Consider the following 21,764-nt stretch of genomic DNA (forward strand, 5'->3'; position numbering starts at 1 on the left):
GCGCTGTTAAATTGCCAGTGTTTCCAACGGATTCCCGACCGGTCACCCCTCCGCACGGATGAGCAGGCTATTGAGGCCGGCGCACCTCCAGCCGACGGCATGTATCTCGCAGACGAGACGTGGCCCGATCTGGGCGCGTACTTCGAGGACGAGTCGCTGGTCATCGTGCCGCTAGGCTCGACGGAACAGCACGGCCCGCACCTTCCCGAAGGAACCGACCACATGATCGCACAGGCGCTGGCCCGAGACGCCGCCGACCGGACCGGCTATCTCTGTAGCCCCACTATCAACGTCGGCGTCTCGCCCCACCATCGACAGTTCCACGGCACGATGTGGGTCGACGCTCCGGTCTTCCGGGACTACGTCGAGAGTTTCTCCCGGAACCTCACGTCCCACGGCGTCGACCGCATCGTCTACGTCAACGCCCACGGCGGGAACGTCGAACACCTCCGGGAAGTCGGTCGCCGCCTCCACGAGACCGAGACCGCCTACGCCATCGAGTGGATGTGGGACCAGTCTATCCCGGACCTCGTCGACGACCTCTTCGAACAGAACGGCCCCCACGGCGGCCCCAAGGAGACGGCGATGATTATGCACATCGCGAACGAACTCGTCCACGACGACCGCCTCGAAGACGCCCGCGACGGCGGCCTCCTCGAGTGGGAGAACATGGCCGTCCACGGCGCGACCACGTTCTACGACGCCGCGGACAACACCAACAACGGCGTGCTCGGCGACCAGACCGACGCGACCCCCGAGAAAGGACGTGAACTGTTCGAGGCCGCCAGCGACCAACTGGTGAACCTCTGTGGGTGGCTCGACGACCAGCCGTTCGAGGACCTGATGCCGGAACCGCACGTAAGCGAGCGCGAATGACCGCTCAGTCTCCGAACTCCGTCTTCACGTCGTCGGCGTACCGATCCGCCAGCCGCGTCGGTTCGGGAAGTTTGTAGCCGGCCGCACAGGAGAGCGTGAGGTCCGCGGCAGTCTCGGCACTCACTCGGTGGCCTGGGCTGACCAGTAGCGGATTGATCGTCCTGTTCGACGAGTCGTACTGTCTCGACTGGGCGGCGTAGCCGATGACGGTCCCGTCGGGCGCGGTCACCTCCCCGTCTGCCTCGACGGCGACACGGTCGCCTTCGGCCAGTCCGTCGGTCGACGCGGCGGGCTGGCCACAGAGCAGGTTCTTCGCGACGCCGACGCTGGGCACGTCGAACAGGACGCCGACGTGGGTCGCCAGCCCGGCCTCCCGGTAGTGGATGTGACCGCTCCCGTCGAAGAAAACGAGGTCAGGTTCGACGGCGAGTTCACGGAAGCCCGCCAGTATCGCGCCGCCCTCCCGGAAGGACAGCAGGCCGGGAATGTACGGGATGTCGGTCGGCACGACGGCGTGAGCCCGCTCGATCACCTCACCGCCCTGGAAGGCGACTAGCGCCGACACGGCACGGTCGTCGTCGAGGAACGCCTGGTCGACACCGACGACGACGGGGACTTCCGCGTCGGAGTCGTCCGCTGGCCCGTCGCCGTCACCGCCGTCCGCAGCGCCGAGTCCCTGCTGCTCGCTCTCCCGGTCGGCACAGACCAGGCCCGGATCGAAGTCGAAGTCGTCCTCGAAGGTGGCTCTCTCGGCGATTTCACGCTGGAGGGCTTCCATCTCCGCCCGGTCGAGACTCGCGTCTGGGACGAACTCGGGGTGGACAGGCTCCATCGCTCAGAACGGGCCGCGGCCACCGGGCCCGCCGGGGCCGCCCGGGCCGCGACCCATCCCACCGCCGAGCTGGAGTTGCCCGGGGGCGCTGAGCTTGTCTTTGACCCGCTGGCCGTAGAGCAGACCGAGCGCGAGCCCGACGGCGTGAGCGACGTGGGCGATGCCGCCGCCGACCCCGCCGACGATTCCGAGCGCGCTCAGCCCGGCGTAGCCGATGGTGATAACCCAGATGGGAACGGGCAGCAGAAAGTAGAGATACACCTTGAGGTTCGGGTTCAGCACGGTCAGCACACCCATAATCGCGAGTGCTGCGCCACTGGCGCCGAGTGCACCCGCCGGGTTGCCCTGGTAGGCCTGGATGGCGATCTGGCCGAGGCCCGCCAGGACGCCGCTCCCGAGGAACAGTAGCGCGAAGTCCCGGGAACCGACGTACCGCTCGACGATCCGGCCGAAAAAGAAGATCACGATGCTGTTCCCGCCGATGTGAAAGAGGCTCAACGGCGCGTGGGAGAAGATCGAGGTGACCCAGGTCCAGACGTACTCCGGGTTCGCCGGTGAGATGACGAACAGTGCTCTGAACGCCGCCTCGCCGAGCGTGAAGAGGACGATGTGTTCGATGAGGAAGACGGCCCAGATGATACCGAGGAACAGGTATGTCACGTTTCCTCTGAAGTAGCCCAGAATCCCGCCGGGACCGGTGTTGATTCCGAGCCGGGACGCGATGCCGTTGCTCTCGGCTGTGGAACTCCCCCAGCCGCCACCGCCGCTCCCGTCGACGGTGTCGTCGAAGCCGCTGTCGAAGACGCCGTCCGGGTCGTTCCAGTTTTCTAGCCCCGGACAACTGTGGTTTTCGGGGAGGCGGTGGTCACCGCAGTAGGTCCCCCCGCAGTGGCGACACTGGTACGGCATATTTTCCTCTCGCCCACACGCGTCGCACTTCGCCATTGTGCCGCGATAAGGTACGCCCCCGGAAAGGTCTTCCCCACCGTCCCGACGGCCATGCACGGCCGGTTGGGCCGAGCGCCACCGGGTACGTCCGAGAACGTTTTATCGGTTGCGACCCGAGTAAAAGCCGTGCAGGAGTTCCAGCGCAAGCAGCTCCTCGAACGGATCGAGCGCGAGGGGGCGACAGTCGGCGCCGATATCCCCGACGAGATCGAGGTGCAGGGCGAGTTCATCGACCTCCAGACGTTCGTCTTCGAGATCAAGCGCCGGGAGACCGTTCCGCAGGGCGAGCGTGAACGGGTCACGCAGGCCAAAAAGAACCTTCGCCGTGAACGTCTCCAGCGCAAGCAACGCATCGAGGACGAGGACATCAGCTTCGAGGACGGCGAAGCCATCGCCCGAGCGATCATCGGCATCGACCGCGCGCTGAACGCACTGGAAAATCTCGGCCCGACCGACCTGGAAAAGGAGTCCGAACTACAGGAGACACAGGACAAGAAACGCTGGACGAAGTTCCTGAAGAAGGCGTTGGGCCACCAGGATGACAGCGGCGTCGGTGTCGGCCGCGGCCGCTGAACAGTTTGATACCTCGGGCGGCCTAACGCTCACCCAATGAGTCGTAACGCCGAGGTCGCCGGCCTCCTGGAGGAGTTCGCCGACCTGCTCGAAGCCAGAGACGTCGAGTACAAACCCCGCACGTACCGCCGCGCCGCCGAGAACATCCGCGGGCACCCCGCAGCTATCGAACACCTCGCGGCCGACGGCGAGAGCGGGGTGAAGGAACTCGACGGCGTCGGCGACGCCATCGCCTCGAAGGTCGTCGAGTACGTCGAAACCGGTGGTGTCGAGGAACTCGACGACCTCCGCGACGAACTCCCGGTCGACATGGCCGCGCTGACGAGCGTCGAGGGCGTCGGCCCCAAGACCGTGGGCACTCTCTACGAGGCACTCGGAATCACCACGCTCGACGAACTGGAGACCGCTGCCGAGAACGGCGAGATTCGGGAGATTTCGGGGTTCGGCGAGACGACAGAACAGAACATTCTGGAGGGGGTCGCGTTCGCACGAGAGGCCCACGAGCGGGAACTGCTCGGCGAGGCCCGGCCATACGGCGACCGTGTGCGGGAGTTCCTGACCGGCGTCGATGCGGCCACGGAGGTTGAGCTCGCGGGTTCGATCCGCCGCTGGCGGCCGACCATCGGTGACGTGGACGTGCTGGTCGGGAGCACCGACGCCGACGCCGTCGTCGACGACTTCACTGGTTGGGACGCCGCCGAAACCGTGATCGAGGCCGGCGAGAGCAAGGCCAGTCTCCGCATCGACGACTTCCGGGTCGACCTCCGGGTCGTCGACACCGACGAGTTCGGGGCTGCACTCCAGTACTTCACCGGCAGCAAGGACCACAACGTCACGCTACGCAACCGGGCGATCGGCCGTGACCTGAAAATGAACGAGTATGGCGTGTTCGACGTGTCCGAGGTGGACGACCCCGACGCCGACCAACGGGCCGGCCACCGCGTCGGTGGGGCGACCGAGGACGAGATGTACGCCGCGCTGGACCTCCCCTGGATTCCGCCGGAACTCCGCGAGGGCCGGGGCGAGGTCGCGGCCGCCGCCGACGGCGACCTCCCGGCTCTCATCGAAGACGGCGACGTTCGCGGTGACCTCCACACGCACACCGAGTGGTCCGACGGCGGGAACACGATCCGGGAGATGGCTGCGGGCGCGGCCGAGTTCGGCCACGACTATCTGGCGGTCACCGACCACGCCACCGGGCCGGGGATGGTCGGCGGCGTCGGCCTCTCCGACGCGGAACTGCGCGACCAGATCGACGAGATTCGGGCCGTCGACGCCGAGGTCGACGTCGACCTGTTCGCGGGCGTCGAGGCCAACATCGGGGCCGACGGCTCGGTCTCGGTGGGCGACGCCGTGCTCGACGCACTCGACCTGGTGGTCGCCTCACCACACGCCGGTCTCGACGGCGATGGCACCGACCGACTGGTGACTGCCACGGAACACCCAGCAGTCGACGTAGTTGGACATCCGACCGGCCGAGTCCTCAACCAGCGGGGCGGACTGGACGTGGACATCGAGCGGGTTGCAGCGGCAGCGGCAGACGCCGGGGTTGCACTGGAGATCAACAGCAGTCCGCGGCGGCTGGACATCGACGGGAGTCTCGTCAAGCCCGCCATCGAGACCGGGGCGACTATCGCCATCGACACAGATGCCCACCAGCCCGGCACCCTGGAGTCCGTCCGGTACGGCGTCCACACTGCACGCCGTGGCTGGGCGGAGACCGACGACGTGCTGAACGCCCGTGATGTCGACAGCGTGCGTGCGTTTCTGGGACTGTGACGGACCGGTCACCCGACCGGGACGACCCGGTTCACGCCCGCGACCGACTCGTGCTTGACGTCATGCTCGGCAAACTCGCCACGTTCCTGCGGATGTGCGGTTACGACGCGGTGTACGCACTGGACCGGGAACTCGAGGCAGACGACCGCATCTTGGCGCTCGCCCGGACCGAAGAGCGAACGCTGCTGACACGGGACCGCGAACTGGCTGCCCGAGCCGACGACTCCGTCCTGCTCTCGGCCCCGGACCCGGTCGAGCAGTTACGGGAACTCCGCGCGGCGGGGTTTCGACTCGAACTGGCCGCCCGGCCGGCGCGGTGTGGACGGTGTAACGGTGTCGCCGTCGCCGTCGACACCGACGAACCGACCCCAGAGTACGCACCGGACGCGGCCGAGGCCGACGTCTGGCGGTGTCGCGACTGCGGGCAGTGTTTCTGGAAGGGGAGCCACTGGGACGACGTGGCCGAGACACTGGCCGACCTCTGAGTACAGATTCAAGCGGCGTCCGGCAGACACACTCACTCCCGGTTTAGAACCCCGTTACAGCGGTTGACGAACTGTCCGAGACCCTGTGCGATGTTCCGGTCGAGCGAAACCACTACGCCGCCGTCGCTCTCTCTGAAGTGGAGCAGGACCGCGTCGGCGTGAAGCTCGACTGTCGCCTGTGTCTGGCCGAGACCCGAATACACCGCTTCGCCGGCGATGGGTTCGTAATCACGCGCTCGGTCGGCGAGTGTCTCGAACGCGCCCCTGAGCTCATCGGTAGCCACGTCGTCACGGATGTACAGCACCACCCAGTCTCGTGCATCGTACTTCACCGCCGCCCGAAAGGCATCGCCCGCTCGATCGCGTACCAGCTGGAGGAGCTTCTGATACTGTTCGCCAGTCATCATCTGAAGACATATACCCAAGTTCAGTTAGAACTATCCACTGTTCAGGAGGGCTGGTCGGTCGGACGGACCAGCAGTTCGTTGATACTCACTCGTGGGGGCTGGGTGACCGCGTAACGAATCGCAGCCGCGATGTCCTCGGGCTGGAGCACCGTCATGTCCTGCACCATCTCGGCCATGCGTTCCATCACCTGTTCGTCGGGGATGTGCTGGCCCAGTTCCGTGTCGACCGCACCGGGTTCGATCACGGTCACACGGACGCCGCTGTCTGCGGTCTCCTTTCTGAGTGACTCCGAGAAGGCGTTGACACCGAACTTCGTCGCGGAGTAGCCACCCGACGTCTCGTTGGCCCGCCGGCCTGCGACCGAGGAGATGTTGACGATGTGGCCGCTGTCCTGTTCGAGCATCCCGGGCAGGGCCTTGCGGGTGGCCGCCATCAGGCCCATCAGATTCACGTCGAGCATCTGCTGGAGGTCGTCGAGGTCGGCGCGGATCACCGGTGCGAGCAGCATGACGCCCGCGTTATTGACCAGCACGTCGAGGCCACCGAGTTCCTCGCGTGTCTGCTCGAGCATCCGCTCTACGTCGTCGGTCTCGGTCACGTCGGCGGTGATGGGGAGGGCCTGCCCGCCCTCGCTCTCGATTTCTTCGGCGAGGGCTTCGATACGGTCGGTCCGGCGTGCGGTGACGGCCACCGCCGCGCCGGCGTCGGCGAGCGCCTTCGCTGTCGCGCGACCGATACCGGAGGACGCGCCAGTTACCAGTGCGACGTCACCGTCGAGGTCGTGGGAAGTCGTCGACATACACGAGAGACGTAGCGTCTCAGCCGTCTAAGGCTGGCGGGTCCGGCAATCGGGACGGCGGTCGCCGCGCCGAGCGCCACCCCGTGTACTGTCTGGCCTGGCAGGTGAGTGTGGTCGATTTCGGCGGCCGTCGGGTCGGGAGGGCCAGTGCCGTCGCTCGTCTGTTTCGGTTGTTCACCGCCACGGCGGGTTCGTGCCGACCGACAGGCGCTGCCATCCACGGTCGCACCCGGACGGCCAGTGGGTTCGCTCGCGTTGCTCGGCCGACCCCGTCGCTCACTCGAACTCGGGTTCGCGGTCCTCGACGAACGCCGTCATCCCCTCTCTCTGGTCGGGGGTGCCGAACAGACCGCTCCAGACGCGCTGTTCGTACTGCAGGCCAGCGTCGAGATGCATCCGGTGAACCTGATTGAGCGCCTCTTTGGCGGCCTGGAGCGCGAAGGCCGGTTTCGCTGCGAGGTCCTCGGCCATGTCACGGACGAACGAATCGAGCTGGTCGTGTGCGATTACGTCACCGACGAGCCCGAGTCGGTCGGCGTCCTCGGCGTCGACCCGTTCGCCGAAGAAGACGAGTCGTCGGGCGGTTTCGTCGCCGACGAGGCGGGCGAGCCGCTGGGTGCCGCCCCAGCCCGGGACGATTCCCAGGTCGATTTCGGTCTGGCCCAACACCGCGCGCTCGCTGGCGACTCGCATGTCGGCCGCCAGCGCGAGTTCACAGCCGCCGCCGAACGCGTAGCCGTTGACCGCCGCAATCACCGGCGCGGAAAACGTCTCGACGCGGCCAGTGACGTGATGACCCTTCTCGCCGTACGACTTTGCCGCCTCGACGTCCATGTCTTTCATGTATGCGATGTCCGCGCCGGCGACGAAGGCGTCGTCGCCAGCGCCGGTGACGACGAGTACGCGCGTGTCGAGGTCCTCGGCTTCGTCGAGTGCCTCGTCCAGCGCGGACAGCGTCTCGACGTTGAGCGCGTTCAGGCGGTCGGGGCGGTCGACGGTCAGCGTCGTGATGCCGTCCTCGTGGTCGAGGGTGACTGTGTCCCAGTCCATAGCCCCTCGTGCGGCCAGCGAGTAAATAAGCGCTGGCCCCGACCGGTCGGGTCCGATGCAGAACATCAAAATACATGCTCGGTGTAGCGACGGTTAATGACGCTTTCGGAGGAGGCCCGCGAGCGACTCGCGGATGTCGTCGCGCTCCAGCCGACTAAAAACGCCGAACTCCAGGACCAGTGGGACCTGGAGAGCGGCAGCGAGGTCCACCAGTACCTCGAATCGGAACTGAAAGAGTACTACTATCGCGACGAGAACAGCCTGATCTGTGCTACCGAGGACGCCGCCGCGCTCGTCGGCGCCGACGACCCCGAGGGTGAGCGTATCCTCCAGGTCCCGTCGCTCCAGGCCGCTGTGACCGACGTGCTGGCCGGCCCCGGGGACCGCTCTCAGAGCGTCGTCTCGGTCCTCCACGACCTCCGAGACACCGGCCACGACCCCGACGTCGACGACGTCCGGTCCGCGCTGCGAAGTCTCTCCGACAAAGGGGTCGCCGAGCGAATCCAGCGCACGGTCCCTACGTTCCGACTGGCGATGGCTCGCGAGGAGTTCACCGTCGAAGAACTCGACTGACGGCGCTGGCCGGTTCGTGCGCGACTCCGGCTCCGATACGCCGACCGCGCCGGGCAGTCCCCGTTACAGGTCCTCGTGTTGTGGGAGTTCGTCCCCACACCGACGGCAGTACCGCATCGGCGCGCGCGATTCTTGCCCCTCTCGTCCGACTGTCACCTTCCGGCCACAGTTTCCACATTCGATTTTTGCCATGAGTCTCCTCTCGACACGCCGGCCCACGCCAGCGAGCGAGATACAATTACTACACTGGCCAGTGTGATAAAGTTCCGCACACCACGCTTCGCTGTCGTGTTTCACGGCCCCGGCCGCCGACGCCGACGCTGTGCGTCGAGCAGGCGCTTGACCGCTTTTCCAGGACCGCCGTCGATGGGCCACTCCTGCTGTCGCCAGGCCGGCGGCTCCGGCGAGAACTCCGGACAGGAACCCGAACACTCCCCGCCCGTCTGGTGACAGGCTTTCTCCGCACACCACGGGAGCGCATCCCCCGCCTCGGTGTGTAAGTTGAAGTGGCGACAGTCCGGCCGCATCGTGTCTGCGTAGGCCCGCCACCCCCGGCCGTAGGCTCGCTCTGCGATCTCGCGGCGCTTCTCGGCCTTCCACGCCGGGTCGGCGTACTCGAACCGCGCCGCGGAGGCGTCCCGACCACTCCCTGCGGGTCGGTCGGTAATCCGAGTTCCTGGTTCGTCGGGTGTGAGCGTCCGGGGGTTCCAGCTAACCTCGACTACCGCATCGCCAGCCGGGCCGTTGGCCGCCGGGTCGACCGTCAGGATGCCCGCTTCGACGGGGACGTCCTCCAGGAGCGCCGGCTCGACGGTGTCTCCCTCCCGGCCGGTGGCAACCCAGACCTCGTCGGCCAGCCCCAGCGCTACGTCGCGTTCGAGTTGTGGGGCGAGGTCACGAGCTGCGGCCGCGTCGAGGTCGGGCTTGTTTTCGATAGCGACGATCCGGTCGACCCACTCGGGATACGACTGGTGACGTCGCAATTCGATGCGGCCCCGTTCGCCCCGCCGCGTCTCGACCAGTTCGCGGTCGGCGGCGTCGTGGACCGCCTCGCGGACGTACTGCCAGGGATAGTCCGGCTCGGGGAGCGCGTCCCGGTACCACGCCCAGTCGACGGGCGCGTTGCGGACGACACCCAGCAGGTCCGAGTTCAGGCCCTCCGCACCGAAGGCGGCCCGCTCGCGAAGGGCTGTCCGGTCGGCCTCGACGACGATCGTGTCCCAGCGGCGGTACTTCGTCCCCAACTGGCGGGCGACCAGCACGGCGGTGTCGGAGTCGCGACCGCAGTCGGGCGGCCAGCGGCGCTCGGCCCACTGACAGACCCGTAACTCGAAGACGAATTCGGGTTCGGTCGGCACACCCCTCTCTGTGAACCCGGGGCTGAAACCGTTGTCGCCAATCCGCACCCGCCGTGGGCCACCGCGTTCAGAACTCCGTCTCCTCGTCGAGGAACTCGTGTGCCTGTTCCAGTATCTCGCGGGGGCCGTCCTGCGTGACGGTGTTCACCGCCTGCTCGTAATCACGCCACTGCATATCGCGGTGTTCGTTCGACAGTTCCGCACTCGCCTCGAACGACTTCGCGATGAACAGGTGGACGGTCTTGTGAATCGTCTCGCCGTTCGCCTCGAACACGTAGTCGTAATCCTCCCGGAAGCCGTCCAAGAGCCGGAAGTCACCGATTCCGGCCTCCTCTTTCACTTCGCGTATCGCGGTCTGCTGGAGTTCCTCGTCGCCCTCGACGCCGCCCTTGGGAAATTCCCAGTCGCCAGGCCGACTCTTGAGCAGGAGGTACTCCCTGCGGCCACGCGTATCGCGAAAGAGGATGGCTCCCGCGCTCGTGGCCTCTATCATTGACCTACGTTATTCAACCAGTACTTAAGAGAATACCGGAGGAATCGCGCCCTGCAACCGGTCGACAGCGGCTGCGGAGAGATGGGTTTTTGCCCGTCGCCGTTCTGGACCAGTCACATGCCCTTCGTCACGAAGCTCACGCTCGAAAGCGGCGACCGCCACCGCCTCGAAGACGTGGTCACCACGATCAAGGAGACCGCCGCACGCAAGGGCGTCGAACTGAAGGGGCCACACGCGGAGGCCACGAGAGACCTCAACGTCCCCCAGCACAAACGCCTCGTCGCCGACGGCGACCGGTTTCAACCCTGGACGTACACCGTCTACACCCGGACCATCCAGATCGTCGGGCACGACGAGTTCGCCCGGTCGGTCGCCGAACGCGACTTCCCCGACGGCGTCCACGTCTCCGCCGAGATCGAACAGCGCCGGCAGACGAACTGAGCTCTCGAGACTCCCAGACGACAGTTCGTTAGCGAGAGTCTGTCTCTGCAGGTTCCGTCGTTGAAACAGGAAGCCCCTGCCTCAAGCACCCCGCGTGAGTAGGCAGGGGTCAGTTCACTCCCGGTCCCCGACGTCGACAGGCGTTCCGTCTTTTTGTGCTTCGACACGCGTCGGGCACGAACCGTCCCGTCCAGTAGTATAAGTCGCTCGCGGCGCTCCAAACGTACATGAACGATGTCGACCACGACCGTCTCGTCTCACTCCGCCGTGGCTTTCACCGTCACCCGGAACCGGCCTGGCGTGAGTTCTGGACCACCGCCCGTATTCTTGCGGAACTCGACCGGATCGGTGTCGACGAGTCGCTCGTCGGCCCCGAGGTGCTCGACGCCGACGCCCGAATGGGCGTGCCTGACGGGGCGGAGCTGAGTGCCTGGCGCGACCGCGCCCGTGAGGCGGGTGCCGACCCGGACCTCCTCGACCGACTCGCGGGCGGGCAGACCGGGGCTATCGCCGTCCTCGACGGCGAGCGTGACGGCCCCACAATCGCACTCAGGGTCGATATCGACGGGCTTCCGCGGGTCGAGTCCGACGACCCGGACCACCACCCCGCGGCCGAGGGCTTCCGGTCGGAGCATCCCGGCGCGATGCACGCCTGCGGCCACGATGCTCACACGACCATCGGGCTGGGCGTTCTCGAAGCCCTCTCGGACCGGGCGTTCGCTGGCCGACTGAAAGTCCTGTTCCAGCCCGCCGAGGAGGTCGTCGGTGGTGCGGCCCCGGTGGCCGAGAGTGGTCACCTCGACGACGCCGACTATCTGCTGGCACTCCACATCGGCCTCGACCACCCGACCGGCGAGGTCGTCGCGGGCATCGATGGCTTTCTCGCGGTGAGTCACTTCCGCGCCGAGTTCGCCGGCGACCCGTCACACGCCGGGGGCCACCCGAGCGAGGGTCGAAACGCCGTACAGGCGATGGCGACCGCCGTGCAGAATCTCTACGCTATCCCGCGACACGAGGACGGCGCGACACGGGTCAACGCCGGTGACGTGGGTGGCGGAACGGCCGCGAACATCGTCCCCGAACAGGCCTACATCGAGGGCGAGGTCCGCGGCGAGACGACCGACCTGATGGAGTACATGCGGGAACGCGCCGACCGCGTTCTCGACCACGCCGCCGCAATGCACGACTGCGAGGTCGAAGTCGAGACCGCGGGGCAGGCCCCGAGCGCCGAGAACGACCCGGAACTCGTCGACGTGGTCGAGACCGTGGCCGGCCGGACCGACGGCGTCGAGTCCGTCCTGCGCCACGACGAACTGGGCGGGAGCGAGGACGCGACGTACCTCATGCGACGCGTCCAGGAATACGGCGGGAAGGCTGCCTTCGTTTGTGTCGGCACCGACCATCCCGGCGGCCACCACACCGCAACCTTCGACGTGGACGAGGACTCGCTGCCCGTCGGCGTCGCGGTCCTCGCGGACACCATCACCCACCTCGGACGCGAGGCCCCCTGACCGCGAGAAAACCGAAACCCGAAACCGCCGAACTGCGGCGTCAGTCCGTCCAGCTATTCAGCGTGAACGTCGAGTCGCTCCCCGGGTCGTCCCAGACGAGTTTAACAGTCGCCCCGTCAAGATTGAGACCGTCGGCGGTCGGCGAGGAGATCACCGAATCGACGTTGTTTGCGTTCACCCGCACGCTCGTCCCACCGGAGACACTGCTGTCGGCACCGACGCCACTATCGAGTTCGTCCCACCGGAACCGTTCGTCCAGGCCAGTGGTACTGTCCGAACTCTCCTCGTACGTCTTCGCCCCCGACACCGCCACGTCGAGGTTCCCGGCGGTGACCGTGTCGCCGGTGTCGTGACTGATCTTCAGCGTGTCCGTCCGGTAGTCAGGCGCGCTGGCCCTGGTCTCTGTGTCCTGTGCGTATTCGAAACTGAACGCCGCCTGTGGCGTCGCGTTCGTGTTTTCCTGCCCGATACCGAGAAAGAACGTTGCTGCCGTCGCCGCCAGCAACACGGTAATTGCGACCATCAGCACGACGCCGATGACCGGTGATACTGCCGAGTCGTCTGTGAATAGCGTTCTGACGTTCATCGTTGTCCCCCACCAGGCACGGAAACCCACTGTCGCTTCCGCACAGCACAGCCTGCCCACGTAGGTACCGTCCCCTTCCTATACGTTCTATTTACAATTCTAACTAATAAGCTTTGAGCGATTGATCGACGGGAACTTAACTATGGCTGGCCGCGGTCGACTCTCGCGCCGCTCAGTATTTCGGATCGGCGCCGGTCGTCGCGTAGATTTCGTCCATCACGTCGTCGCGGTCGGTGCGCCAGGTCTCGAACTCGCCCGGGGAACTCGGGTAGTCACCGTAGTGATCGAGGAGCCGGTCGGCGAGGTCCTTGGTCTGATAGAGGTCGTAGATTGTCTTCCAGTGGCCGAAGGTCTTGACCGCCGTTTTCAGTTTCAGTGGCAGGCTGATGTCCGTCGACCCCTCGTACAGTGCCTCGGCGAGCTGTTCGCCCGGTAGTGCTGCCAGCAGTGCCATCAGGTCGCCGAGGTCGTAGGCGGTCGTGAAGATGTTGTACACGTCCAGCGCGGCGTAGCGCCCGCCGAAGTGGTCCATGATGCGGCTGTTGTACTCCCAGAGTGCGCCCTCGCCGAGGTCGCCGCCGCTGATGGCGTCGATGGCCTCCTGTGCAGCGTACTGGCCGGCGTAGGCCGCACCGGCGATGCCACCGCCGGTCGTCGGGTTGACGTGGCCGGCGGCGTCGCCGACGGCGAGGAAGCCGGGTGCGACCGCCGAGTCGTACGGTCGGCGAGTCGGGAGCGCTGCCCCGAGTTTGTCGGTAACCCGGGCGTTTTTCAACTCCGGCCGATTGCGCACGTCCCGCCTGAGGTCGTCGACCAGTTTCATCGGTTCCTCGTTCATCTGGAAGCCCAACCCGACGTTGATCTCCGTCTCCGTCCGCGGGAAATACCAGAGATAGCCCGACGCTCGCTCGGTCGGCTTGAACACGAGCGCGTCGGACCACTCCACGGGTTCGTCGACCTCGATAATCTCTCGATACCCCGAGGAGAACTGCGAGTACTGGACGTTCGTGTCGAAGGTTGCGCCCGAGAGGTCGGCGTTGTCCTGCAGGATGGACAGCGCACCCGCGGCGTCGATGGTGACGTCGGCCTCGTATGTGATCGGCTCGCCCTGCCGCATGGCGTCGACGCCGGTCACGCGCCCAGTCTCGTCCTGGTGAACGTCCTTGACGACCGTGTCGTAGTGGAACTCGACGCCCGCCTTCTCGGCCCCTTCGATGAGAAGCCGGCCGTACTCCAGGCGGTCGATGACGGCGAGTTCGCCCGGCACGGGGATGTCGAGAACCGTATCCTCCGCGGGAATCTCGAAGCGCCCGTGGTCGACGATGGTGTTCGTAAAGGCAGATTCGATCTGCGATTTGGGGATGCTGTCCGGAAACTCGTCTGCCCCTTTCAGCGCGTCCCCGCACGCGATGTGACCGGCCTCCTGCGCCGGTTTCCGCTCGACGACAGCGACGTCGAGCCCCTCGTGTGCAGCGGTTGCGGCCGCGTAGCACCCCGACGTCCCCGCCCCTACGACGATGATATCGTACGTCCGGGTTCCGCCACCGACGCTCGGACTGCTGGCGTCGGTCTCCTGTGTAGCCATACCAGTCCCTGGTCGCCCCACCGAGAAAACTCTTTATAGAAGCCACACTCGGCCGTCGCCCGTCAGCACGGACCGCCCGCCGGAATAAAGACCTTTGACAGACGGTGCCCAATCGAGTGGTATGACCGATTACACCGTTGAATTCGTGGGGACGGGGGAACGGATCACGGTCTCCGGGAAGGAGACGATTCTTCGCCGGTGTATCGAAGAGGGGATTGCCCAAGAGTACTCCTGTCGGGTCGGGATGTGTCTGGCCTGCTCGGCGGAGGTCGTCGAGGGCGAAGTCACTCAGCCGGCGGCCCACGGGTTCACCGACGACGAGAAAGAGGAGTACGCCCTGACCTGCATGGCACGGCCCGCGTCGGACCTCGTGTTGGACCGCGGGAAGTATCCGCCGAGTCTCGAAGAGGACGCCGACGGCTCGACCGGCGCGACTGCCGACGATTAGGGCGGCCGGTCGGCCGGCAGAGTGTCCGGTCGAAACAGTCGATAGGACGAGCGAGCGGCCCTGCGTGCCCCCTCGGTGAACTGACCCAAAGATATTCACCGTCCGTTCGCGTTGACACAGTAGCGATGGACGACTCGCCGGTCGGAGCCGCATTAAATGGGTTCGCTGAAATGACTCCGTGGCTCTGGTGGCTCTCGATCACCTTCTACGGAATCGGCGACATCCTCACGACGGCGACCACGCAACTGTCCAGCCCCATCGCCGAAGGGAGCCCCGTCGTCGAGTCGGCGGCAGCGGCGTACGGCATCTGGGGGTTGGTCGGCCTCAAAATCGTCGCGTTCGCCGTCGCCTACGGGGTCTGGTACTCCGTGGACTCCCCACACAACGTCGGCGTTCCACTCGCGCTCTCGGTCCTCGGTGTCGGGCTAACGACGTGGAACCTCGTCGTAATCAGTGCCGTCTTCTCCGGCTGACGGCGTCCCCCCGGACAGTTTTGAATCACCGAAAAAATTAGGCGGGACCGACGAATCCGGCTGTCATTGGTGACTAATCATGCGGATTTAAGCCACATGGGATGAGAAGTAACGACAGATGTCAGACGCATCCGAGCTACCCGAGAAGCCGTGGTTCGTCGAGTACGAGCAGTTCGGCGTGCCGGAGACGCTCGAACCGTACCCCGACCAGCCGGTCCACCAGTTCCTCTACGATTCCGCCGACGAGTACCCCGACCAGGGACTCGTTCAGTCGGGCCAGAAGTACTCGTATCCGGAACTGGTCGACCACGTCGAGCGGCTGGCCACTGCCCTTCGCGACCGGGGGGTCGAGAAGGACAGTCGCGTCGCGACGGTGCTGCCGACCTCCGTGCAGTTCGCCGTCGCGGAGAACGCCATCTCCCGGGCTGGCGGGGTCCACATCCCGAACGATTTCCTCGACGCCGAGGAGGACCTGATCTACCGGCTCGAACAGGGCCAACCCGAGGTCCTCATCGGACAGGACAAACACCGAGACCTCATCGAGAGCCTCCAGGAGGAACTGGACCTCGACGACGTCATCCTCACCACCGTCGACGACTACGGTGCAGACCCGCCCGCGGACCACGAAAACGTCGAGGGCGTGGAGTGGCTCACCGACGTGATCGAGTCGACCGAGCCGAACCCACCCGAGGTCGAGTTCGACGTGGAAGAAGACGTCCACACACTCCTGTTCACCGGTGGGACGACCGGCCTGCCCAAGGGCTGCCAGCTCACACACCGCAATCTCGTCGCCAACGCCCTGCAGGCTAACGCCGCCCAGTCGCGGATGGCGGACATGATGCGCGGCGACGAGGGTGCCGTGATGGCGCTGCCGATGTATCACGCGTACGGCTACTCGGTCCAGCACTCGCTGATCGAACTCGGGCTGGAGATCCTGATGGTGCCCGACGCCCGGGACACGGAGATGATGGTCGACCTGATCGAGGAGCGCGAGCCGCTGATCATGCTCGGCGTCCCAACGCAGTTCATGGAGATCGTCAACGAGGACCTCGATCAAGACGTCGTCGGCCTCTCGGGGTCGGCTCCGTTGGCCACCGAGACCAAAGAGCAGTTCGAGGAGAAGTCGAAGGGTGTCTCACAGGGGTACGGTCTCTCTGAGATGTCGCCGGTGACCAACTTCAATACGCGCGGTCTGCAGGATATGCTGCTGGGGGAAGATACCCGCGAGGAAGGGCCGGACATGCCGACCATCGGCGTGCCGGTGCCGGACACGGACGTCAAACTCGTCGACGTCGACAGCGGCGAAGAGATTCCGCTCCGGAAAGCCATCGAGGAGGACCTCGAGGGCGAGATGCTCCTCAACGGGCCCCAGCGCATGAAGGGATATCTCGACGAGAGTAGGTCTCCGTTCGACGAGAACGGGTTCGTCGCGACCGGCGACGTCGCGAAGATCGACGCCAAGGGTCGCTTCTACATCGTCGACCGCGTCAAGAACATGATCAACGTCTCCGGACTGAAGGTGTACTCCGAGGAAGTCGACGAAGTCCTGTTCAGCCACCCCGGCGTCCACCGCCCGGCCACCATCGGCGCGCCCGACCCGGACCGGCCTGGCAGTGAGGTCGTCGTCATCTACGTCGAACCCGACCCCAACTACGACGGCGAACTCACCGAGGCGGACATCCGTGACCACATAGAGGGGAAGGTCCCGAAACAGGCCATGCCCGAGGAGATCAACATCGTCGACGAGGTCCCGACGACCGACGTCGGCAAGACCGACAAGCACTCCCTGAAAGGCCGTCACGAGTGACCCGCCGGAGGCAGTAACACGCCTCGTTTCAGGGCGATCATCTTTCTTCCGTCATGATACAGCGGTTACAGATATGAGCAGACAGTACCGAAGTCGGAGCGGTCGTCCGGGCACGAAACCGACGGCAGCCCGAGAGGGCCGTTGCTGGCGCTTCCGGAGGTGCTGGCGACGAACAAACTCCAGGTCGCCCTGACGAGCCTCGTGGTCTTTTCGGCCGGCGGTGCCGCGACGTACGTGGCGCTGACCGGCGGACCGTTGGCCAGTGACGACATGCTCGGGACGGTCCCTGCGGAGGCCGAGGCGGTGATGCACGTCGATGGCCACGTCACCGACGACGAGACGACTCGCGCGCTAGTCGAGGAGTCCGTCGACGTGGCCGCGCCGGCGAACAGCAGTTACGGCGGTCCCGACGACTTCGAGGCGGTCGTGAACGAGGCGGCCAACGACAGCGGGTCGTCCCTGGAGGGCTTCCACGGCATGACGGCTTTCTCCGCGTACGGTGACGACGCCCCGTCGAACTACAGCGCCGCCGTCGTCGACTCCGACCGGGGTACCGATGCGTTCGTCGAGGCCACTGCCAACGGCGCCGACTACGAACAGCGCACGTATCAGGGATACACGGTCTACGTCGTCGAGAACGACGCCTCGACCGCGGCGCGGCCGACGGGCCGGCGACCTCTCCGGCGGGTTCGGAAAGAAACTCGACCTAGCGCTGGCACTGCTGGACCGCTCGCCGGTGGTCTGTCTCGACGAACCGATGGGCGACCTGGACGACGTGTCGAAGACGAAACTGCTCGGCCTGTGGCCGACTACCGCGACGGCGGACTCGTCGTCGTTTCGACTCATCACCTCACCGAGTTCGAGGACGACATCGACTACGTCACCGTTCTCCGCGACGGTGAGACTATCCTCGACGAGAAACGGGACGCCATCGAACTCGGAGAACACGACTCACTGCAGGAGCTGTACGTGGCCCGCTCTCTGGCGGCCGAATCCGACACTACTTAAACACCCGTCGTGCTGCCCCATTTTAAATGGCCTAAGGTTTCTTGCAACGGTAATATAGCGTATACTACCAACTATACTGTGGACCATGACACAGGTGGAGGACACGAGTCGTGACATGCGGCTCGACACGGACTCATTCGCACAGGGGTATTTCAAAAACGCCGTTTATCGACACTGGGACCCGTACGACGTCGAAGGGTTGGAAGCGGACAAGCAGAAGGTCATCGATACGGCACCGCAGGAAGACGAGTTTAACACGCTCCGGACCGCGCTCGCTCGCTTCGGTGCGGGCGAGGAAGCCGTGACGGAGGACCTGATGCCGCTCGGGATGGCGCTGGAGGACATCAACGACCAGATGTTCCTCTCCAGCCAAATCTACGAGGAGGCCAAACACGCACAGTTCTTCGACCGCTACTGGCGAGAGGTCGTCAACCCGTCCGAGGAGGCACTCGGCTTCGAGGTGACCAATCCAACGGACCAGCGCTTCTTCAACGACCACTACATCGCGCTGTTCGACAAGACCGAGGCGGCCATGGAGCGACTGCTGGAGGACGACTCCCCGGAAGCACGAGTCGAGGCCTACTGCCACTACCATCTCGTCGTCGAGTCGGTGCTGGCACAGACCGGGTACTACGGTTTCCAGTCCGCCTTCAGTGACCAGGGTTCGGACGAGGTCGCGGTCAAGGACTGGCCCAACGCCGAAGGACTGGTCGACGGCGTCGCCAACATCCGTAGCGACGAGGGTCGCCACGTCGGCTTCGGGATGAACAAGGTCCGGAGCTACGTCCAGGACGGCGACGTCGACGAGTCGGTCGTTCAGGAGACGCTGCAGGACCTCATGCCCCACGTCGCGGGCACGTTCAGCGACCTGACGGTCGGAATCAACCCCGCACCACTCGTTGCGTACTCCCGCGACAAACTCACCCGCAGGATCGAGATCATCACCGACGCCGAGGCCGAAGTCCCCGGCGTGGACGAACTCGTCAAACTCGACACCGACGAAGGAACTGCTGCCGACTGACCGACACCGTCCTGCGGTCCGACGCCGATTTTTTATCTGACCCCGACAGCACCGGCCGTCTCAGGCGTCCGGATAGTCGTCGGCCCACGGGTTCGCTCGTTCGAGTGCCGCTGCGATACCGAGCAGGTCGGCCTCTGCGTACCGCGACCCGACGATCTGGAGGCCCACCGGCAATCCGTCGTCGGTGCGGCCGGCGGGAGCAGCCACGACCGGGTGGCCGGTCATGTTGAACGGCCAGGTGAGGCCCCAGTCCATCGGCAACCCACCGGCCCGCTCGCCGTCAATCTCCGAGGGGTATGGTTCGTCGTGGGTCAGCGGCGGCGTCGAGAGGGTCGGCATCACCAGCGCGTCGTGGTCGTCGAGGACGGCCTCGACCGCGTCGTAGAGGTCCGTCCGGACCGCGTTCGTCTTCAGGTAATCGACGGCGTCGTACCCCTCGCCCATCCGCACGGTCTGGACGAAACTGTCGGAGAGGTCGTCGGCGTCCTCGCCGGTCACGTCCACGCCGTACTCCTCGTCCAGATAGTGTGCCATGACCGCGAACAGGGGCGTCGCCTCGGTCCCGTAGGCGTAGTTCAGCGTTCCTTTGTCGGGGCCGTCCACGTCGGTGTCCGTGACCGCCGCGCCCGCGTCTGCCAGCGCGTCGACCGCGCCCCGGCAGGCCGACGTGACGGACGAAGCCACCGGGAACGTGTCCAGGTCCGGGGTGAATGCGATGTCGAACTCGGCCGCCTCACGGCCGGTCGCGTCAGTATAGTCGGTCTCGGGCGCGACGACGCTGAACGGGTCGCTGTCGTCCGGCCCGACCAGCACCGACAGCATGAGCGCGAGGTCGTCGACGGTGCGGGCCATCGGACCGACGACGCCGACCGGCGTCGTGGAACTGAACGCGTCCGGCCGGTTGTCCTTCGGGACGAGACCGAACGTCGGCTTTACCGAGACCACCTGACAGCACGACGCCGGGTTCCGGAGTGAGCCGCCTACGTCGGACCCCGTCGCCAGCGGCGCCAGCCCGGCCGCCAGCGCCGCCGCGGAGCCGCCAGACGACCCGCCCGCGTTGTAGTCGAGATCGAACGGTGTCGGCGTCGGGCCGACCAGTTCGTTGTCCGTCTGCATCGTGTGGCCCAGTTCGGGCGTGTTGGTCGTCCCTATCGGAATCGCGCCGGCCTCTTCGAGCCGCTCGACGACGACCCCCGACTCCTCGGACACGTTGTCCGCGAGCGGGGCGAGGCCCATGGTGTGTGGGACCCCTTCGACCTCCATGTGGAGGTCTTTGATGGCCACGGGGACGCCGTGGAGCGGCCCGAGGTCCTCGCCGTTCTCGACGGCCCGTTCGGCCTCGCGAGCCTGGTCCCGAGCGCGTTGCTCCAGGACGTTCACGTAGGCGTTCAACTCGTCGTCGTTGTCGTCGATGCGGTCGAGGAACGTCTCGACCAGTTCGACCGGTGACATCTCGCCGGCTCGGACCGCGTCCGCGAGGTCAGTTGCGGACCGGAACGCTGTCGACATGCCTCGAGAGCCGGACGGAACCGGAATAATAGCTTCGCCTCGCGACTGTCCCGTCCGCTCGTTCGACGACGCGCTCGGTGGTCGCACCACACGGGTCACCCAGTGACGCCCGCTCTGTGGTTCCCGCTCGCTGGACCCGTACGCTCAGTCGTCCGCGCTCGCTTCCCCGCCTTCGGCCTGGTGTGCCCGCGCCGACGCGCGGAGGTCGTCGGAAACCGCCGGCACGTCGTCCGCGTCGATGCCGCCCGCGGCCTCGATTTCTTCGCTCGACATCGGGTAGGTCCGAAGGTCGTAGTGGATGTCGATACCGGCCTTTGCTCCATGCCCCATCGCGACCGGAATCTGGTTGTGGCCGGGCACCATGTCGCCGACTGCATAGACACCCTCGGCGCTGGTCGCGCCGTGGTCGTCGACTGCGACGGTCCCGTCGTCGTTCAACTCGACACCGAGTTGTTCGGCGAGGTCCGTGTTGTACTGCGACCCGTACATGGCGAAGCCGCCGCGATACTCCCGCTGCGTGTCGTCCTCGAACTCGAGGGCTTCGAGCCAGCCGTCGTCGCCGTTCTCGACCCCCGTAATCTCCTCCTCGACGATGTCGACGGGGTGGGCACGGACGAGTTCGTCCGTCTCGTCGCTCCAGGTCGGGTCGTCGCCGTCCAGCAGGACATCGACGTCGTCGGTGAAATTGAGCATGATCATCGCGACGTGAGCGGTACTGTCGCCGTGGCCCATGACATACACCGACTCGTCCACGAACATGTAGGCGTCACAGTGCAGACAGTAGTGAAGCCCTCGTCCCGTCCGGGGAGCCGGCGGGTCTGGTCGGCCATCGGAGAAGCCGGTGGCGAAGACGACGCTGTCCGTGACAGCGGTGATGTCGCCCGCCTCCAGCCGAATTCGGCCGTCGTCGGCTCGCTCGGCGTCGGTCACGAAGTCACGGTGGTAGTCCGCGCCGTAGCCCTGGACCTGCTCGATGGCCGTCTGGAGCAACTCGTTGCCCGACGTGTCCTCGGTGATTCCGATGACGTTGTGCGTATCTCGCATCATGGCCGCTCGGCCGCCGCCTCGATTGATGACAGCGGTGTCGTGTCCCAACCGGGTCGTGTACAGCGCCGCGGTCAGCCCGGCGGGACCGCCCCCGACGACGACGACTTCGTACTCGTGTGCCTCACTCATTGGTATATATCTGTAAGACCGCGCG

Annotated in this window: 23 protein-coding genes; 12 read left to right on the forward strand and 11 right to left on the reverse strand. The window is 65.9% G+C overall.

What is annotated here, in order from left to right; all coding sequences use genetic code 11:
* Positions 1 to 99: 99 nt before the first annotated feature.
* The gene (locus tag Q0964_RS02535; RefSeq protein WP_299263104.1) at positions 100 to 876 is read left to right on the forward strand and encodes a creatininase family protein; all 777 of its coding nucleotides are present in this window, start codon (positions 100 to 102) and stop codon (positions 874 to 876) included.
* A 4-nt stretch (positions 877 to 880) separates the two neighbouring features.
* Here the strand turns inward: Q0964_RS02535 and Q0964_RS02540 are convergent, their stop codons facing one another.
* Both Q0964_RS02540 and Q0964_RS02545 read right to left on the reverse strand, forming a co-directional pair.
* Positions 881 to 1,708, reverse strand: a complete 828-nt coding sequence (locus Q0964_RS02540) for an endonuclease V (RefSeq protein WP_299263106.1) — start codon at positions 1,706 to 1,708, stop codon at positions 881 to 883.
* A 3-nt stretch (positions 1,709 to 1,711) separates the two neighbouring features.
* Positions 1,712 to 2,653 (reverse strand): rhomboid family intramembrane serine protease, encoded by a 942-nt coding sequence (locus Q0964_RS02545; protein WP_299263108.1) that lies wholly within the window; start codon positions 2,651 to 2,653, stop codon positions 1,712 to 1,714.
* A 129-nt stretch (positions 2,654 to 2,782) separates the two neighbouring features.
* Here Q0964_RS02545 and Q0964_RS02550 point away from each other — a divergent pair, with 129 nt between their 5' ends.
* From Q0964_RS02550 to Q0964_RS02560, 3 genes are read left to right on the forward strand one after another with little or no spacing between them, the layout of a single operon-like run.
* Positions 2,783 to 3,229 carry a DUF5788 family protein gene (locus Q0964_RS02550; protein WP_299263110.1) on the forward strand — a complete coding sequence of 149 codons (447 nt, stop codon included), beginning with the start codon at positions 2,783 to 2,785 and terminating at the stop codon, positions 3,227 to 3,229.
* Positions 3,230 to 3,265: 36 nt separating this feature from the next.
* On the forward strand, positions 3,266 to 5,008 hold the full coding sequence (locus tag Q0964_RS02555; protein ID WP_299263112.1) for a helix-hairpin-helix domain-containing protein: 1,743 nt from the start codon (positions 3,266 to 3,268) through the stop codon (positions 5,006 to 5,008).
* Entirely contained in the window at positions 5,005 to 5,493 is a 489-nt protein-coding gene (locus Q0964_RS02560; protein ID WP_299263114.1) for a Mut7-C RNAse domain-containing protein, read from the forward strand. The genes Q0964_RS02555 and Q0964_RS02560 overlap by 4 nt, the downstream gene beginning before the upstream one ends.
* A gap of 32 nt (positions 5,494 to 5,525) precedes the next feature.
* Here the strand turns inward: Q0964_RS02560 and Q0964_RS02565 are convergent, their stop codons facing one another.
* From Q0964_RS02565 to Q0964_RS02575, 3 genes are all read right to left on the reverse strand, one after another.
* Entirely contained in the window at positions 5,526 to 5,900 is a 375-nt protein-coding gene (locus tag Q0964_RS02565) for a DUF7522 family protein (RefSeq protein ID WP_299263116.1), read from the reverse strand.
* 41 nt (positions 5,901 to 5,941) lie between these two features.
* A complete protein-coding gene (locus tag Q0964_RS02570; protein WP_299263118.1) occupies positions 5,942 to 6,700 on the reverse strand; it encodes an SDR family NAD(P)-dependent oxidoreductase in 759 nt (252 codons plus the stop codon).
* A 276-nt stretch (positions 6,701 to 6,976) separates the two neighbouring features.
* Positions 6,977 to 7,750 carry an enoyl-CoA hydratase/isomerase family protein gene (locus tag Q0964_RS02575; RefSeq protein ID WP_299263120.1) on the reverse strand — a complete coding sequence of 258 codons (774 nt, stop codon included), beginning with the start codon at positions 7,748 to 7,750 and terminating at the stop codon, positions 6,977 to 6,979.
* A 96-nt stretch (positions 7,751 to 7,846) separates the two neighbouring features.
* Between Q0964_RS02575 and Q0964_RS02580 the strand changes: the two genes are divergently transcribed.
* The gene (locus Q0964_RS02580; RefSeq protein WP_299263122.1) at positions 7,847 to 8,323 is read left to right on the forward strand and encodes a DUF5797 family protein; all 477 of its coding nucleotides are present in this window, start codon (positions 7,847 to 7,849) and stop codon (positions 8,321 to 8,323) included.
* 293 nt (positions 8,324 to 8,616) lie between these two features.
* On the opposite strand, the gene Q0964_RS02585 is transcribed toward Q0964_RS02580, so the two are convergent.
* On the reverse strand, positions 8,617 to 9,681 hold the full coding sequence (locus Q0964_RS02585) for a DUF5787 family protein (protein WP_299263124.1): 1,065 nt from the start codon (positions 9,679 to 9,681) through the stop codon (positions 8,617 to 8,619).
* A gap of 67 nt (positions 9,682 to 9,748) precedes the next feature.
* Positions 9,749 to 10,174, reverse strand: a complete 426-nt coding sequence (locus Q0964_RS02590; protein WP_299263126.1) for a bis(5'-nucleosyl)-tetraphosphatase — start codon at positions 10,172 to 10,174, stop codon at positions 9,749 to 9,751.
* Positions 10,175 to 10,291: 117 nt separating this feature from the next.
* On the opposite strand from Q0964_RS02590, the gene Q0964_RS02595 reads away from it, so the two are divergent.
* Together Q0964_RS02595 and Q0964_RS02600 are read left to right on the forward strand one after the other, a co-directional pair.
* The gene (locus Q0964_RS02595) at positions 10,292 to 10,615 is read left to right on the forward strand and encodes an uS10/mL48 family ribosomal protein (protein WP_299263128.1); all 324 of its coding nucleotides are present in this window, start codon (positions 10,292 to 10,294) and stop codon (positions 10,613 to 10,615) included.
* A 227-nt stretch (positions 10,616 to 10,842) separates the two neighbouring features.
* Complete coding sequence (locus Q0964_RS02600; protein WP_299263130.1) at positions 10,843 to 12,126, forward strand: amidohydrolase; 1,284 nt, start codon at positions 10,843 to 10,845, stop codon at positions 12,124 to 12,126.
* A 40-nt stretch (positions 12,127 to 12,166) separates the two neighbouring features.
* Here Q0964_RS02600 and Q0964_RS02605 read toward each other — a convergent pair whose 3' ends face one another.
* Together Q0964_RS02605 and Q0964_RS02610 are read right to left on the reverse strand one after the other, a co-directional pair.
* Entirely contained in the window at positions 12,167 to 12,712 is a 546-nt protein-coding gene (locus Q0964_RS02605) for a type IV pilin N-terminal domain-containing protein (protein ID WP_299263132.1), read from the reverse strand.
* 172 nt (positions 12,713 to 12,884) lie between these two features.
* Complete coding sequence (locus Q0964_RS02610; RefSeq protein ID WP_299263134.1) at positions 12,885 to 14,297, reverse strand: geranylgeranyl reductase family protein; 1,413 nt, start codon at positions 14,295 to 14,297, stop codon at positions 12,885 to 12,887.
* A 121-nt stretch (positions 14,298 to 14,418) separates the two neighbouring features.
* Here Q0964_RS02610 and Q0964_RS02615 point away from each other — a divergent pair, with 121 nt between their 5' ends.
* The 5 genes from Q0964_RS02615 (at position 14,419) to Q0964_RS02635 (ending at position 19,054) form a co-directional block, all read left to right on the forward strand.
* Positions 14,419 to 14,745: a 2Fe-2S iron-sulfur cluster-binding protein gene (locus Q0964_RS02615; RefSeq protein WP_299263136.1), complete on the forward strand. Its 327-nt coding sequence runs from the start codon at positions 14,419 to 14,421 to the stop codon at positions 14,743 to 14,745.
* A gap of 125 nt (positions 14,746 to 14,870) precedes the next feature.
* Positions 14,871 to 15,218 (forward strand): DUF5658 family protein, encoded by a 348-nt coding sequence (locus Q0964_RS02620; protein ID WP_299263138.1) that lies wholly within the window; start codon positions 14,871 to 14,873, stop codon positions 15,216 to 15,218.
* Between the two features lie 118 nt (positions 15,219 to 15,336).
* Positions 15,337 to 17,025, forward strand: a complete 1,689-nt coding sequence (locus Q0964_RS02625) for an AMP-binding protein (RefSeq protein ID WP_299263140.1) — start codon at positions 15,337 to 15,339, stop codon at positions 17,023 to 17,025.
* Positions 17,026 to 17,166: 141 nt separating this feature from the next.
* On the forward strand, positions 17,167 to 18,033 hold the full coding sequence (locus Q0964_RS02630; RefSeq protein ID WP_299263142.1) for a hypothetical protein: 867 nt from the start codon (positions 17,167 to 17,169) through the stop codon (positions 18,031 to 18,033).
* A gap of 85 nt (positions 18,034 to 18,118) precedes the next feature.
* Positions 18,119 to 19,054 carry a ferritin family protein gene (locus Q0964_RS02635; RefSeq protein ID WP_299263144.1) on the forward strand — a complete coding sequence of 312 codons (936 nt, stop codon included), beginning with the start codon at positions 18,119 to 18,121 and terminating at the stop codon, positions 19,052 to 19,054.
* Between the two features lie 60 nt (positions 19,055 to 19,114).
* On the opposite strand, the gene Q0964_RS02640 is transcribed toward Q0964_RS02635, so the two are convergent.
* Together Q0964_RS02640 and Q0964_RS02645 are read right to left on the reverse strand one after the other, a co-directional pair.
* A complete protein-coding gene (locus tag Q0964_RS02640; protein WP_299263146.1) occupies positions 19,115 to 20,563 on the reverse strand; it encodes an amidase in 1,449 nt (482 codons plus the stop codon).
* Between the two features lie 144 nt (positions 20,564 to 20,707).
* On the reverse strand, positions 20,708 to 21,739 hold the full coding sequence (locus Q0964_RS02645) for an NAD(P)/FAD-dependent oxidoreductase (RefSeq protein WP_299263148.1): 1,032 nt from the start codon (positions 21,737 to 21,739) through the stop codon (positions 20,708 to 20,710).
* Positions 21,740 to 21,764: the final 25 nt, after the last annotated feature.

Source organism: Halorientalis sp. (genome assembly GCF_028275115.1).
Lineage (GTDB): Archaea > Halobacteriota > Halobacteria > Halobacteriales > Haloarculaceae > Halorientalis.